The sequence below is a fragment of the Streptomyces sp. NPDC059037 genome (assembly GCF_042740015.1).
Classification (GTDB): Bacteria; Actinomycetota; Actinomycetes; order Streptomycetales; family Streptomycetaceae; genus Streptomyces.
On the sequence record NZ_JBHYIG010000260.1, the window covers coordinates 1 to 14,286 of the forward strand.

At 68.7% G+C, this 14,286-nt stretch carries 12 protein-coding genes, 1 pseudogene and 1 CRISPR repeat array; of the genes and pseudogenes, 4 read left to right on the plus strand and 9 right to left on the minus strand.

Translation table 11 applies throughout. The features are described 5' to 3' along the window. The first annotated feature begins 163 nt into the window (after positions 1-163). Both ACFWY6_RS36230 and ACFWY6_RS36235 read left to right on the plus strand, forming a co-directional pair. Positions 164-1,546: a DUF317 domain-containing protein gene (locus ACFWY6_RS36230; protein WP_384699765.1), complete on the plus strand. Its 1,383-nt coding sequence runs from the start codon at positions 164-166 to the stop codon at positions 1,544-1,546. Between the two features lie 52 nt (positions 1,547-1,598). Next, the gene (locus ACFWY6_RS36235; protein WP_384699767.1) at positions 1,599-1,928 is read left to right on the plus strand and encodes a DUF6087 family protein; all 330 of its coding nucleotides are present in this window, start codon (positions 1,599-1,601) and stop codon (positions 1,926-1,928) included. 184 nt (positions 1,929-2,112) lie between these two features. Here ACFWY6_RS36235 and ACFWY6_RS36240 read toward each other — a convergent pair whose 3' ends face one another. The 7 genes from ACFWY6_RS36240 to ACFWY6_RS36270 all read right to left on the minus strand — a co-directional run bounded on the left by ACFWY6_RS36240 (position 2,113) and on the right by ACFWY6_RS36270 (position 9,859). Next, positions 2,113-3,003 carry a DUF5655 domain-containing protein gene (locus ACFWY6_RS36240; RefSeq protein ID WP_384699787.1) on the minus strand — a complete coding sequence of 297 codons (891 nt, stop codon included), beginning with the start codon at positions 3,001-3,003 and terminating at the stop codon, positions 2,113-2,115. Positions 3,004-3,344: 341 nt separating this feature from the next. Further along, a CRISPR array of direct repeats spans positions 3,345-3,741; the repeat unit is 29 nt; unit sequence CGATTCACCTCCGCATGTGCGGAGCGGAC. Between the two features lie 37 nt (positions 3,742-3,778). Then, a complete protein-coding gene (gene cas6e / locus ACFWY6_RS36245; protein ID WP_384699769.1) occupies positions 3,779-4,450 on the minus strand; it encodes a type I-E CRISPR-associated protein Cas6/Cse3/CasE in 672 nt (223 codons plus the stop codon). A gap of 9 nt (positions 4,451-4,459) precedes the next feature. Next, the gene (gene cas5e, locus ACFWY6_RS36250; RefSeq protein ID WP_384699771.1) at positions 4,460-5,203 is read right to left on the minus strand and encodes a type I-E CRISPR-associated protein Cas5/CasD; all 744 of its coding nucleotides are present in this window, start codon (positions 5,201-5,203) and stop codon (positions 4,460-4,462) included. 275 nt (positions 5,204-5,478) lie between these two features. Then, positions 5,479-6,807: a type I-E CRISPR-associated protein Cas7/Cse4/CasC gene (cas7e, locus tag ACFWY6_RS36255; protein WP_384699773.1), complete on the minus strand. Its 1,329-nt coding sequence runs from the start codon at positions 6,805-6,807 to the stop codon at positions 5,479-5,481. Then, entirely contained in the window at positions 6,732-7,340 is a 609-nt protein-coding gene (gene casB, locus ACFWY6_RS36260; protein WP_384699775.1) for a type I-E CRISPR-associated protein Cse2/CasB, read from the minus strand. The genes cas7e and casB overlap by 76 nt, the downstream gene beginning before the upstream one ends. Positions 7,341-7,350: 10 nt before the next feature. Next, complete coding sequence (gene casA, locus ACFWY6_RS36265; protein WP_384699777.1) at positions 7,351-8,904, minus strand: type I-E CRISPR-associated protein Cse1/CasA; 1,554 nt, start codon at positions 8,902-8,904, stop codon at positions 7,351-7,353. Between the two features lie 385 nt (positions 8,905-9,289). After that, the gene (locus ACFWY6_RS36270; RefSeq protein WP_384699779.1) at positions 9,290-9,859 is read right to left on the minus strand and encodes a trypsin-like peptidase domain-containing protein; all 570 of its coding nucleotides are present in this window, start codon (positions 9,857-9,859) and stop codon (positions 9,290-9,292) included. A 319-nt stretch (positions 9,860-10,178) separates the two neighbouring features. On the opposite strand from ACFWY6_RS36270, the gene ACFWY6_RS36275 reads away from it, so the two are divergent. After that, positions 10,179-11,402, plus strand: a complete 1,224-nt coding sequence (locus tag ACFWY6_RS36275; RefSeq protein WP_384699781.1) for a hypothetical protein — start codon at positions 10,179-10,181, stop codon at positions 11,400-11,402. An 865-nt stretch (positions 11,403-12,267) separates the two neighbouring features. Here ACFWY6_RS36275 and ACFWY6_RS36280 read toward each other — a convergent pair. Then, positions 12,268-13,088, minus strand: a pseudogene (locus ACFWY6_RS36280) (IS5 family transposase); the annotation flags it as partial. 38 nt (positions 13,089-13,126) lie between these two features. Beyond that, complete coding sequence (locus tag ACFWY6_RS36285) at positions 13,127-13,534, minus strand: RidA family protein (protein ID WP_384699783.1); 408 nt, start codon at positions 13,532-13,534, stop codon at positions 13,127-13,129. A 200-nt stretch (positions 13,535-13,734) separates the two neighbouring features. Here ACFWY6_RS36285 and ACFWY6_RS36290 point away from each other — a divergent pair, with 200 nt between their 5' ends. Then, entirely contained in the window at positions 13,735-14,241 is a 507-nt protein-coding gene (locus ACFWY6_RS36290) for a TetR/AcrR family transcriptional regulator (protein ID WP_384699785.1), read from the plus strand. The last annotated feature ends 45 nt before the right edge of the window (positions 14,242-14,286 follow it).

Sequence of the window (14,286 nt, forward strand, 5' to 3'; positions counted from 1 at the left end):
GAGTACACGTGCCGGGTGCGGATCGGGGCGCCCCGGGGGCCCCCCGGGGGCGGGGGGGGGCCCCCCCGGGGGGGAGGGCGCGCCGCGCTGTCAAGCACCCCCCCCACCCCCCCCCGGGGGGCCCCCCCCTCCGGGCCCCCCCCCCCCCGCGAAACGAGCCCCTATGCCCGACACCGCGCCCGACGCACACGTTCATCTCGCCCTGCACCCCCAGCACCCCAGCGCCGTCGTCGCCACCCTCACCGGCAACACGCTGCACACCGCCCGCGCCACCCTCGCCTCGGAAGGCTTTAGGCCGGCCAGCGACGACACGATGCTCCTCGTCCGTATCGACCACGAGGAGCCCTACTACGCCAACATCACCGCCAACCTCCTGCGCGACACCGGCATCACCGTGGACATCAGCTACCAACTACAGGAGGAGATCGACACCGAGTGGACGTGGGCCGACCACCCGATGACCTGGCTCGACCGCGACGGCATCCGGCTCGTGTCCGCGGACGCCCAGAAGATCCACGACGACATCCAGTCCGGCCGCCTCACCATCCACCTGTACGCCCACGACGGCCACACCACCGTCGCCGTGGGCACCTACCAGCACGCCGAGAGCGTCCACCTCCACGGCGAGAACCACCTGCGGGTCGTCAGCGGCTCCTACGACACCCCCGGCGAGGCCATCGCCGACTTCGAGCGCCTGTACGGCGATGCCGTCCGCCCCGGCCCGCCGCCGCCCACCGACACGGAACAGCAGGCCGCCCAGGCTCTCGCCGGCATGTCGACATCACAGGCAGCCATCGCCGCTGACGCACCGGGGAAACCGGCAGTGTCGAAGACGGAGTTGGTGCCGGTGTACGCGGCCGACCCCGGCGACCATGAAGGGCTGCTGGACAAGTTCCTCGAGGAACACGGCGAGTGGGAGAAGTACCGCACCTGGTCGGACGACACCACCCATGCCGTCCACGAATCCCTTGTCCTGCGCGCCGAGTTCGTCCACGAAGCCGACCCCGACGACCCCCAGTGGAAGATCGCGGCGTACGAGAGCCCGGTCGACGAGCGCCTATGGCACGCCACCGCGAGCACCACGGTCCCCGTGGAGATCATGCGGGTACTCCTCGACAGCCTCGCCTCCGCGGACGCGGCACAGATCGCGGCGGGCAGCCAGGTCTCGGAAGCCGCCATCGGCGAGGCCACCCGCCCGCTGGCCGACGCCGGCTGGGAACAGACCGTCGACGGCCGCTGGATCCGCTGGCAGGCCCCGGAGGGCCATCCTGTCGGCGTCCAGTTCGACGCCTTCGCCGCCCACTCCCGTAACAGTGGCCTGCCCGCCTGGACGTTCTGGAGCGGTGACGACGCCGGCACACCCCAGTGGGCGCTTCACTTCTCCTCGCACTCCGCAACCTCTGTGCTCCAAGACGTGGCCTTCGAGGTGACCCAGGGACTCGCGCAGAAGCCGGCCACTGCCCGGCGCCGGGGGCTGAACGCCCTGAGCCGTACCGACATCCGCGCGCAGCCGGCCCCACGCGCCGGTTCATCGAGGTCACAGTGACGTCTGGCCAAGCCAGTGGCAGCGGCCATCGCGTCTGCGCCACGATGCTGAGATGCACGACGAACAGGAGCCGCTGGCGGACTGGGCACGCCACCGCGAGGAACGTCGACACGCCTCGAAGAGCAAGAAGCGCGCGGTGCCGCTGACCGAAGGGCCGCACCGCGGACACCACGTCGCCCCCGACGCACCCCGCGTGACCCAGGAATGGATCGGAACCGAGTGGGAGACGGTCAGCCTGGTCAGCAATCTCGCCGAGGCCAAGAGCGCTCTGTACCCACCGCAGCCGACTGAACAGAAAGCCACCGAATGGGATCGCCCCGCGCTGGAGAAGGGCCGAGGTCGACACCGGAAGCCAACCCCAGCAGAGGACCGAGAGCAGTAGCAGTCCATTCAGGGCGACGCGGGAAGACGGCGGCAATATCGCGGCGGATCCCCGGTTACCGCAACCGGGGATCCGCCGAATACTTGTAGCTCCACCGCCACTTCCTGACCGCCCGTCGAAAGGCATCACAGCGACGATCCTTCACGTCACCGCCACTCGGCACGCAATGCCCATTCCTGCTCCGTCACGCCGCGGCGTAGCTCAGCCGGAACAGGTCCTGGGCTCGCTCCAGGTCCCGCTCGGTGCGCAGCTGAACCTCCAGGTCTCCCGTGCCATGGTGGCCGAGCCCGGTCACGTCCCGGGTAAAGCCGGGCACCATGTCCACTGCCGTCGGATCCGCCTTCAGGTAGACCAGCACCTTGGTCTGCTGCGGTGGTATGAGACAGGCGAAGTTCCGCAGCCGCTGATAGGCCCGGTACTGCTTGCGCTGCACCCGGGTGACGCCGTCTCCGAGACCGACGAGGACCTCGTCGACAGCTGCAGCCAGCTCGGCCATCGCACCGCCCTCGTGCCGAGCCGGCGGCGGCGCGGTCGCGCGGCGGCGTACCCGCTTGGCCTCTGCCGAGTGCCCGGTGACCGAGGCCACGGTCTCAAGGCCGAAGTGGTCGCTGCCGAAGTACCGGTAGCGGACTAGGTCAATCGAGCGCCGGTGCTCGCGTACGGCGTGCGCGTCGTAGCGGGTGAAGTCGCCAGCGATGCAGATCAGTCTGGGGCCGCTCCACAGAACCCGGGACGCCGCCGACAACCCAAGCCGGTCACGGACCAGGCTGTCAAAAGCGTAACGATGCCGGGTGAGCCAAGACAGGTAATACAGCCCCTGGTTGATTACCCCTGCATCGGTACCGCGCTTGTACTCGACTACAACCGGCGCTCCGTTCTCATCGATTCCCAGCGAGTCGATGCGCCCACCCTCAACACAGTCGATCGCGTACTCGCTCGCCAAAAGTGTGACACCCAGCATCGTCTGCATGTTGGCTTCGACAAGGCCCTGTACATCCGCCTCGACCTCAGCCAGATGCGGTACCACCTCACGCGCACCGCACGCGGTCGCATGAAACAGCCTCAAGGCCGCCACCTCCCCCACTACGACTAGATGACCAACAACGCCCGGCGAGTGGATATCTGTTTCCACGCAAGACACCGAAGCCGTGAAGAATATGTGAGGAATATGCCATCTGGTGCCGTCCGCAGCAGCCCGGCGAGACCACCTACGACCTCAGCCACCTATTCTCCGCCGTCCGCCAGCTGGCCCCCCTCCTGAAGAACCCAAGCTGACCCTCATGGCCCAGCAGCAGCGCCCCGGCCCAGTCCCCGAACGCCGTGGAGAACATCTCCCCCGGATGCTTTCGTCCGCTTCTTCTGTGACCTCCTGTTATGTGACATGCGCCCGGATGCTACCGGCCGTCACACGGACACCGGTTCACCTCCGCGAGTGCAGAGCAGATGGCACCGTCTCCCAGGTCTACAACGCGCTGCGCGGTTCACCTCCGCGCGTGCGGAGCAGACGCCTTGTCGGCGATGCAGGTACTGCCGTTGGCTGGTGTACCTCCGCGCGTGCGGAGCGGACTGGACGTGGAAGAACGCCTTCCCCGAGAAGGCACCGGTTCACCTCCGCGGGTGCGGAGCAGACCAGATCGGCATCACCGCCGCCGCGATGATCCGCGATTCACCTCCGCATGTGCGGAGCGGACGAACCCGAGACCGGCGGCGAGGCGTACATCCCCGGTTCACCTCCGCGTGCGCGGAGCGGACCGTCAACAACCACGCGCACTCGATCCCGACGTCGGTTCACCTCCGCGTGTGCGGAGCGGACCCTTCGCGACCTGCGGCGCTCCAGACGCTTTGCTAGTTCATTGCTCGCGGTGGGGTGTGATGGAGAGGAGGCCGAGGCCGTAGGCGCGGCCCTGGCCGATGCCGGTGGTGATAGCGGTGCGGAGGGCGTTGGCGTCGGTGATGGTGGCGATGCCGTCGAAGCGGGTGACGGTCAGTCGGGCGTTCCGGTCGCTGCCTCGGCTAGCTCGTACTGGAGGCTGTGGCACATCCAGGTTGAGGTTTACGGATACGCCGGCGCGTTCGGCCTGGCGCTCCCACCAGGTGACGGCGGCGTCGCCAGTGAGGGGAATCCGGCGCCCGCGGCCTTTCCCCGGGCGCGGTTCGCACTTGGTGGGGTTGGCGTCGATTCGGTAGCGGATGGCACGGCCGGTCGTAGCCCAGTCGAGGAGAGGGCCGAGGTCGCGGTATTCGGGGGTGTCGAGGGCGTAGCCGTCGGGGAGGGAGTTGCGGTTGATGGTGATGCCGGTGGACTGGATGAGGAGGGTAGCGCCGGTGCGTTCTCGTTCGAGGCGGTAAAGGACGTTGTGGGCGGCGCGGGGGCTGGCGCCTCCTTGGTCTGGGAACAGGGCGCTAACGCGGCGGTGGAGTGCCGTGTGGTCGTTGAGGTCGTCGTGGACGTGGCGGGAGCGGGCGTTGAGAGCGATGCGGGCGAGATGGATGGTGGCGGCCGGGGCGGCAACGGTGGTCATCAGGGGGTCCTAGGCGTAGGTGGGCTGGGTGTAGGTGGTGAGGGCGTTGATCCAGGCGGTTCCGAGACCGGCGCAGAGCGTGGCGGGGAGGGTCCGGCGGGTCTCCCAGATGTCGCGGGTGGTGAAGGTCCGGTCGGGGCCGGGGACGTCGCGGACGGTGGTGGTCGCCGGGGCGTCGGGCGTGGGTGGAGTGTCGTGGATGAACGTGACCTCGATGGCGTCCTTCCCGCGCGGCGCTTGCCGGTGGAGGGGCGCCCGGTCGAGTTCGCCGGTCGGGTCGGCCAGGCCCGTGCGCAGGAGGACGGGGGTGTCTGGGGGGCAGGAGCGGCGCCCGAGGTAGGGGGCGAAGACCGGCTGGGCGAGGGCGAGGGCGGCGAGGTCGGTGACGTCATCGGGGCCGGTGACGGCGACGGTGAACGCGGCGTCGGCCAAGTACCACCGTTCCGTAAGGAGGGTTCCCTCCCCCGCCTTCTTGCGGGTTCCGTTGGCGGTGGGCGGTGTCAGTTCGCGGGGGTAGCCGCCGCCGATGGTGTGGAAGTCCATCTCGCGGTCGCCGGGCCGGTCGACGCGGATCGTGTACCGGAGTGCAGCAAGGTCTTCGTTTTGGTGGTCGCGGGGTCGCCCCAGCGCGGAGGCGAGGAGGCCGGTCAGCCCGCTGCGGCTGGGGTAACGGCTGGTCGGGCGGACCTTGAAATCTGCCGGGGCTCCCCAGCTTTGCCAGGGGGCGGAGAGGTGCATCAGGAATCCGGTCATCGCGGGTCCTCTCTGGGTGGGGTGTGGTGGTCTCCGCGAGTGCGGAGCGGTACAGGTCGCGGGCCGTCAGGTCCAGGTACAGAACGGGGCACCTCCGCGAGTGCGGAGCGGCCGAGACGAGCCCGACCGTCAGGCCCGCCGCCGACGGGTTACCTCCGCGTGTGCGGAGCGGCCTTGATGCGGCGGCGAACGGTGTCGACGCTGCACGGGTTACCTCCGCGTGTGCGGAGCGGCCCCTTCCTGACCTGCGGCGTTCCAAGTGCTTTGCCTTCTTGTTATGCGGTGTGCCTGGTGATGGTGTCGAGGGTGCGGGTGATGAGTTGGTCGACGGAGCCCACGTTGTCGCCGAGGGCGTTGAACTCGGCGTCGGTGAGGGTGACGTGCGCCTGGTCGGCGATGTGGGCGGTGCCGATCATGCGGTCGTGGGCGGCGGCGTGCTTGTCGAGTGCTGCCAGGGAGGCGGGGATGTAGCCGCTGGCGGTGGCGGGGATAGCGGTCTCGTAGGCGCCGACGAGGGAGATGGGGCGGTCGGTGCGTACGGAGACGTGGATGAGGTGGGGGACGGTGTGGGGGGCGGTGCCGGACGACTTGGCGGGCATGATCGCGAGGGGGAAGGCGCGGAGGAACGCCTCGGTGACCTCGCGTGCCGTCTGCACGTCACCGTCAAGGTTGTCGACCAGCTCGCGGATGTTGAGCGTCGCGTAGCGGTAGAACGCCGCGCTTGTGTATCGCTGGTCGCCCATGTGTCCGGCGCCGGTCTCCTCGCCCGTGTCGTGGATGAGGTCGTCCACCGCGCTGAAGAAGTCAATTTGGCTGGCGCCGCTGTGGGTGGCGATGCTGTGGGCCATCTGGACTGCCCCGGCGACGGTGGACGCACCCTCGTTGGCGAGCATCCGGCCGTAGGCGGCGATGGACGCGTTTCGGGTGCGCAGCACATCGAGGACGGCCTCTTTGATGGCCTTGCGTTCATCGGCGGGGACCTTCTTGAGGGCTGCGGCCAACGGGCCGGTCTCCGGGGCCTCTTCCTCCTGGTCGTCGGCCTCGCCGTCGTCGGTCTTCTCGGCGTCGGCCTTGGCCTTCGCCTTGGCGATGGCGGTCGCCGCAGTGTCAGCGGCCTTGGTGAGGGCGTCGCGGTGGGCGTCGGCAATTTCGGCAAGGGCGTCGAACGCGTTCTCGGGAAGGAAGAGCAACGCGTTCGTTCCGCCTCCGTCGGCGATGCCGAGCCCCTTCACGTCGGCACTCAGGATCAGCATCTGCGCGGCGGAGAGGGCGGTGTCCGCGTCCCATCCAGCGTCTGTGAGGCGCTTGGCGACGGCGAGGGGGACGCCTCGGGTGCGGATGGCGCGGGTTCCGAGGGCGTTTTCCATGTGGGTGCGGGAGTGGCGGCGGCCGTGCTGGGAGGACAGGCGCGGCCTGACGACCCCGCCGTATGTTGCCGTCTTGGGGGCGCCTTGGCGGTCGCGGTTCAGGTTGGCGTAGGGGGTGGAGTGGACGATGTGGACGTCTACGTACAGGGGGGATTCGGAGCTCACTTGGTGTTCTCCTTCGAGGTGGCGGGGGTGGTGTAGGAGCGGGCCCAGTCGATGCGGACGTCGGCGGGCCACCGCTGGTAGCGGGTGAGGTCGCGGGCGAGGACGGCCCAGCGGACGGGGGCGCCGCCCGAGCGCAACATGCTGATGGTGGCGGGGAGTTCGCGGATGAGGTCGTCGTATTCGAGTGCGCAGAGGTGGGACAGGGCGCCGGTTGCGGTTTCGCGTCGCATTCCGGTGTGGGTGGCGCGGGCGAGGGACCAGCCGATGTTTTCCCAGGTCTGTGCGGGCTTGGGGGTGGGGATGGTCAAGGGGCGGTTGTCGGTGCGTCGGGGGTTGGGGGCGTCGTGGACGGCGTAGAGGACTGCGGCCAGGAGGAAGGGGTGTTCCGCCTGTTGACGCAGGTGTTCGGGGGTGTCGTCGCGGATGGGGATTCCGCCGGCGGGGAGCAGGACGGTGTAGAGCTGCCAGGGGTTTTCGAGGTTGTCGGTGAGGGCCTGGCGGAGGATCACGCGGCCCTCGGGGGTGCCGCAGGCGCGGCGCACGGTGGCCATGAACCGCTCGAAGGGGGCGAGGGCGCCGTTCGTGCCGGCCGGGGTAGTGGTCATCTGGAGGTCCTTACGCCGCAGTGGCCTTGCGGGTGCGCTTGGGGTGGGTGAGGCGGGCTCGGGCGGTGGCGATGGGGATGAGACCGGTGGGGGTGGCAGCGTCGGCGCGGGTGGCGTCGTCGTACAGGTCGAGTGCCAGGGCAGGGAATCGAGGGTCGGGGCCGTCGTCGATGGCCGGCCAGAATCGGGCTTCGGCGTAGTCCCAGTAGGCGGCGAGGGCGTTGCCAGTCCAGACGCATTCGGATCTGGGATCGGGGCTCATCGCGTTCCACGCGGTGCGCAAGGCGCCTGCGAGGGCGGTGGCGGTGGCTTCGGCGGCCTGTCGGGTGCGGGCAATCTGTGCGGCGCGCTCGGGGTGCTGACCGGCGAGGCAGACGGCGATAGAGACCGGTGTGGTCGACGCGTACCAGAGTTCTTCCTTCTCTTGCTTGTCCTGGTGGCAGGCGAGAGCGCGGGCGCGGATGGGGCCGATGCGGTCGCGGGTGTCGACCGGGAGGCTTTCGACGAGGCGGATCCAGGCAGGGAGGGTGGCACCGCCTGTGGTGTCGTCGCCGCGTCGGGCGTGAATGAGGGTGTCGACGTCACGGAGCATCGCCCGGTGATGGTTGGCGCGGGTCGGGCCGCCCTTGATGCGGTTGACGAGGAACGGATCAACGGCGCCGGTCACAGCTTCCGCCGCCGCAGTCAATGCGGCCTTTCCCGATGTGGTCTTGATGGCGGTGGGCACGGGGGTACGCCAGGCGACCCAGCAGCCGGTGACCTGCCCCGTGTTGGGGTCGGGGACGGTGAGGATGGCGTGGGCGGCGCGGTTGACGAGGCGGCTGACCGGGCCGGTGGGCAGCTCGGGCCGCAGCGGATCGGGCAACGTGTCCTGTTCCCACTCGGGGAGGTCTGCGCCGACAAGGGGGATGACGTCGGGCGGGGGGCACGAGAGGAGGAGGTTGTGGAACTCGTTGCCGGTGGCGGGGTGCCAGGAAATCGCGGCGCGCAGGGGTCCGGCGGCCATGGACTTGTGCGTGACGTCCTGGTGGCTTCGGTTGGCTCCTAGTCCGCAGGGCCCGTATCCGCGCCAGGCCAGGAGCCACCACAGGGCCTCGTGTGCGGTGATCGGCGCGGTCTGGGGGGTGCGGTTGTTCCACGGCTGGCTGTTGCCCGAGGAACGGGTCATGTCGAGCTTGGCGGGAGGTGCCGCGTCGCCGCACTCCTCTGCAAGGCGGGGGTCTTGGAGGAACGGGCGTTCCGGGTGGTAGAGGTCGAGGCGACCATTCCACTTGGTGGTGTAGGCGGTGACGGCGGCCGGTTCGAGGCGCCCGGCGTCCATGAGTTCGTCGAACCGGTCCTCCCACGCTTCGAGGTTGGCGACGTGCAGCCCGCTGACGCGAATGAACACGGCGACCAGGAGGCGGCGGATCGTCGACTCGACGGCGACGTTGGCGACGTCCAGGGACCCCAAGTGCGACGCGGTCAGGACGGCGGCGGCGCCGACCATGCTCGTGGTGCCGGGCACCGCGCCGGGCGCGAGGCGACCCAGTTCGGCGGGATCGGCAGCCGGTGACCAACGCATGGGGATACAGGGCGAGTTCGCAATGTTGAATGTTGAAAGGCCATCGAACACGGCTGCTCCTCCGTTGAGTTGAGAATCATGAATGAGCAACTGACCTGCAGAAACAGCCCCATTGACGATGCGTCACCTGCTCGGAGCACCGACCGTAAAGTACGACGATGTACGCCCGCAACTGCTCGCTTCAGTTGTCAGAGGGGGCCTGTACCCTGGTGCCGCAGCCCGCTCCGCACACGCGGAGGTGACCCGCTGCCACATTCGCCTACGACAGGGCCGGGGTGACCGCTCCGCACTCGCGGAGGTAGCCCACAGAACGGCTGATACAGGCGGGTGTAGTACGAGCGCGCTCCGCATGTGCGGAGGTAGGACGCTCGCGGGGGGGGCGACCCTAAGGGGTACATGTTGTCCGCTCAGCACACGCGGTGGGCTGCTCAGCCGTTACGCCACCGACTCGCCCCCCCCAACAGGACCCTGCCAAGCCCATGGTGCTGCACCGCAGCTCGGCGTCCTGCTCGGGAACACGGCCGAAGTCAGTCCAAGCGACGTGCTGTTGGTCGCCGTCCACGGTGAGCACCGCAACATCAACGCCTGGATCTACCCAAGCGATCTCGGCACGATGAACCTGCTCAGTCGGCTGGTCGGCGTCGAATCTCACCTGGATCAAATGGGCGTCCCCGATGACGTGGGCAGTTGTGAGCACGCGACCGGCAGCAACCAAGTAGCCCGAGCCGCGCCGGTGGGTTCCACCACCACCAGCGACGATGACTTCGCCAACGCGGCCGACATCCAGACCGCTTGCAGCGCCGATCCTCGCCACGCGCCTTCGAAGCACTTGGCCGCCCGTCCACGCAGCTGAAGAACAGGCGGCCCCAGCGGCTCCTCCCCCTCCTCCCCTCTTCCGCCTGCGGTTCGAAGCCGTAGCGAGAGGAAGAGGCCGCCGGCCATCTCGGTTGACCATGTTCGCGCTTGGCCGCGGGCAGGCCACGGTCTCGGACCTAACGGCAAATCGTCAGGTCGCTCGGTTCGGTCCGAACATCCTGATCGGCGATCAGCGCCCTCGCCCCAGCGGAGCGGAGTCGCCGCCTTCGAAAGGAGCAAGGGCGCGAGGCGAGCAGCGAACCGCCAGGGCGCCCGCCGGGCCGATCCTTTCGATCAGCCCGCTGCAGGCCCACTACCCCCTGTGTCTCTCAGTGCGCCCTGTTTCCGCTTCAGCCCCGATTGTCAGACCCTCCCCGTAGCGTTCTAAGTCCTACTCGTGGCGGCTGCGGGGAGCACCAATGGACGACGACTTTCAGATCGACAGCGACGAAGACCTCTTCCGCAACCCCGTCTACTACGAACCGGCCGGCCGCAACCTCGACCTGGACCACGCCGACCTCGGCGTCCCGAAAGGCCAAGACCTCCTGAACGTGCTCCTGCGCATGCGAGGACGCGTCCCCGTCGAAAGGCGCGGGCTCATCTGCCCCGACTGCCGGGACCTCCGCGGCCGGCGCGTCCCCATGTACCTCGTCCAGCGTGACGGCGTATGGCTTGCCTCCCACTACCGGAAACCCGGGGAGAAGCCCATCAGCCACGAGTCCGACGAGCACCTCGCCCGCAAGGAGCGCGTCGCGAAGGACTCCGAAGATCACGGCTTCCACGCCGACATCGAGTCGCACACCGCAGACGGGCACGCGCGCCTCGATGTACGCATCAACGGCGCCAACGGCATCGTCCTGGGCTACGAGCCTCAGCTGAGCGCCCAGACAGCCCGCGGAATGCGTGCACGGGAGGGGTTCCGGCGCCGCGGCGGTATCCAATCGGTCTGGGACTTCGCCGACCCCGACCACGCAGGCATCGGCACTGTCCCTTACGTCCGCACGCCCAACCTGCCGGCCTCCGTCATCCGCGTGCAGAAGAACCCCATCTCGGTCCAGGACGGCAACTTCGTCCTGGAGGAGGGCCAGTGCAGCCAAAACGGCGCGCTCACCCGGTGCCCGGAGAAGCCCTACGACCCGGAGAACCCCACCGACGCCGGGTACTGCGGAGGGTGGCACCGCGTCCTCATGCCCGCCCATCAGTCGAGCACCTTCACAGGGGAAGGCGGCCTGGCCCTCACCCGGTTCATCGTGGAAGCTGCGGCCGGTGAGCGGATCCCGTTCCAGCGGGGCGACCACCACGGCTGGCTCCCCGCACAGCAGTGGCAGCGGTACCTCGAGGCGAACGGGCCCGCCCTGGACGACAAGGAGCGCCAGCCATCCGTACGACAGGGGGACCGGCGCGACAGGTGCACCGAGGACCGTCCGGCTTCGGAAGTGCGGGCTGAACCGAAGCAGAGACGTGGCAGCCGCGCGATCGTCCTTGAGTCCCGCCCCCGGGAAACCGAGGCCGCCAAGGTTCCGGTCGACGCGTCGGGTCAAGCGATCCCGCTCTGCCGCTACGGCTGCGGTCAGCCCGCAAGCCTTCCAGGACCCGAAGGGCTGCCCGAGCACTTCTCGTGCCGCAGGAAGCATGAGACGTGATCTATCGACCACGCTGACTGCCCTCGCTGCGTCACCTGGTGCGAGAGTCCCCCTGCCCGCTTCGGGTGGGGGGGTGTCGTGTTTCCACCCGACAACTCAGTCCCTGGTGCCCACGGTGGGCGCAGCACACCCAGCACCCCTTTCCCGAGGAGCCGAGCGTGGCCCAGAGCACCACCTTCCGCACCAGCACCAGCACCAGCACCAGCAGGACACCCTCACCGACCACGTTGTGGAGTTGCTCAGCCGGGTCTCCCGCGCACTCCGAAACTTACCGACTCGGCTGACCACGCGGCGAAGATGGTGCGGACAGCGGACGCGGCACGGCGAAGCTGAACCGGCACAGCCGGGTAGGCCAGCAGACGTGCTCTCCACGCGAGCGGAGGTGAGCCGCCCATCGCCGCGGAGGAACAAGGCCGACCTCCAGCGCACAGCTCTGGCCCCGCCGCGCCGCCCTACGGGGCCTGGCCTGCCCAACAGTTTGCCTGACTCCCCGTCAGAGCGAGCGTCACGAGCGTCAACAGCAATGGTGCTGATCGCCCAGGGCGCCCTCGTCAGCAGCGATCCAGGCAGATACTCCGAACTCCCCTGCGCGCAGGAGGTTTTCACCCGATACGTCAATCACATCACCGAAACGGACACCACCTCGGCAGCCGACGTGACGGAAGCCCTCACGAACCTTCCAGCGGGGCGTAGGGGGCCGAGCGCCTCGGCGGTCACGGTGACGTCGGCGTGCTCTTCGCCCGACGGCGGGCGGCGCGCTGCTGCCGCTTCTTGGCTCGTCGGCGCTCCCACCAGCCCGGGGCGTAGCTCAGGTCGTCCCGGGCGAGGTCAAGGAACTCCTTCTGCTTGTCGAGGTAGGCGGGGTCTCCACAGTGTTGCGATCTTTGTACCGGTCCCTGTCGAAACCCGGCGGCCGTCCGCCGCGTGAACCGCGGCGCAGGCGTGCGGCCTTGTGGTCCTGCTTCTCCGGGATCGCGTGCCGGATACCGCGTTTGCGGAGGTAGGCGCGGATCTTGCGGTTGCTGTACGCCTTGTCGGCGCTCACGCTGTCCGGCGTGCGACGGGGACGGCCGCGTCCCGCGCGCGGGACATGAATCTTGTCAATGACGGGCTCGAACTGCGTGCAGTCCGCCCGTTGTCCCGGCGTGATCAGCAAAGACAGCGGGCGGCAGTGGCCCTCCGCGGCAATGTGAATCTTGGTGGTCAGTCCGCCGCGGGACCGGCCGAGGGCTTCGCCCGGGGCACCGCCCCCTCCAGAAGGCCGTACGGCATCATGCTGGCCGACGGTCGCCGTCCTGGCCTTCGGCGGCGCCCTTTTGAAGGGCTCGGCGGCGCGGGCGGTGGGGTTTGAGGTGCTCCTGCGGCGTGCTGGTGAGCGCGCGTGGCGGTGGAGTCGACGTTGATGTTCCAGTCGATGCCGCCTTCGGTGTCGGCGGCGGACTGGACGTGCCGCAGGAGCCTCTCCCATGTGCCGTCGGCCGACCACAGCAAGTGCCGCTTGTGGACGGTCTTCCACGGGCCAAAACGTTCGGGCAGCTCCCGCCACTGCACCCCGGTGCCCAGCCGGTGAATGATCCCGTTGATCACCTGCCGGTGATCGCGCCACCGGCCGCACCGGTTGTTGCTCACCGGCAATAACGGCTCCAGCACCGCCCACTCGCCGTCCGTCAGATGCCCCCGACTCAACATGGCCAGCCCCACGGTCTCCCTGCTCGCCGATACGGCTATTCGATGACCGCGGTGGCTTCGACCTCGACCAGGAGGTCCGGTTCCCCCAGTGCCGCAACACCCAGAAGGGTGATCGGCTTGACCGGATCGATGCCGAGCTTCGCTGCAGCCCGGCCCACGCCCTCACCCAGCAGCGGCATCTTCTCGGGACGCCAGTCGACGACGTAGATGGTCAGCTTCGCCACGTCATCGAAGGAGCCGCCGATCCCGGCCAGAGCGGTGGCGACATTGAGATAGCACTGCTCGACCTGAGCGGCGAAGTCTCCGTCGCCCACGGGCCGGCCGTCGGCGTCGCGGGCGACCTGCCCCGCCAGGAACACCAGCTTCGATCCGGTGGCGACCGACAGCTGCCGGTAGACCTCGGGCTTCGGCAACCCCTCGGGATTGACCAGCGTCACGGACATGAACGGCCTCTTCCTCTTGGCGTCAGGAGCAGCAAGATCAGCACCCATGAAAGCATAGCGTCGCTATGTATTGTGGAGCCATGGCGAGGACGAAAGATCCAGCGGTCCGCTCCCTGCTGCTCGACCGGGCCGCACAAATGCTGCGGACGAGGCAACCGGTCACACTCCGCACCCTGGTCGCTGGAACCGGCGTGTCAACGATGGCCGTCTACACCTACTTCGGCGGTATGGACGGCCTGTGGAAGGCATTGCGGCAAGAAGGCTTCACACGCCTGGCCGCCCAACTCGCGGCCGTCAAAATGTCTGCGGACCCGGTACGAGACCTCGCTGCCCTGGGCGCCGCCTACCTGGCCAACGCCTTGGAGAACCCCGATCTCTACCGCGTCATGTTCGACGCGGGCTTCGACCTCGAAGACACCGGCGCCGCGGACGAAACCCTGGACCGCCTCGTCCGCGCCATCGGCCGGGCCAAGACGAACAGCCGCTTCCGTGATGAGGTCGACCCGCTGGAACTGGCAACACAAAGCTGGACCATTGGCCACGGACTCGCATCACTTGTTGCCACGGGCCCCCTGCCGCACCAGGCACTCACTCACGGCGTGCCCATGCTGACCGCACTGTTTACCAGCGCAGGAGACGAACCCGGCCGATGTCGTCAGTCGGTCGAGCGTGGCTGGGGACGGATGCGACCCGCCACCCCCCGGTGAGGTGTTAGTGGCGACACGGCCGCATTAGGGGGCTGGGGCACAACA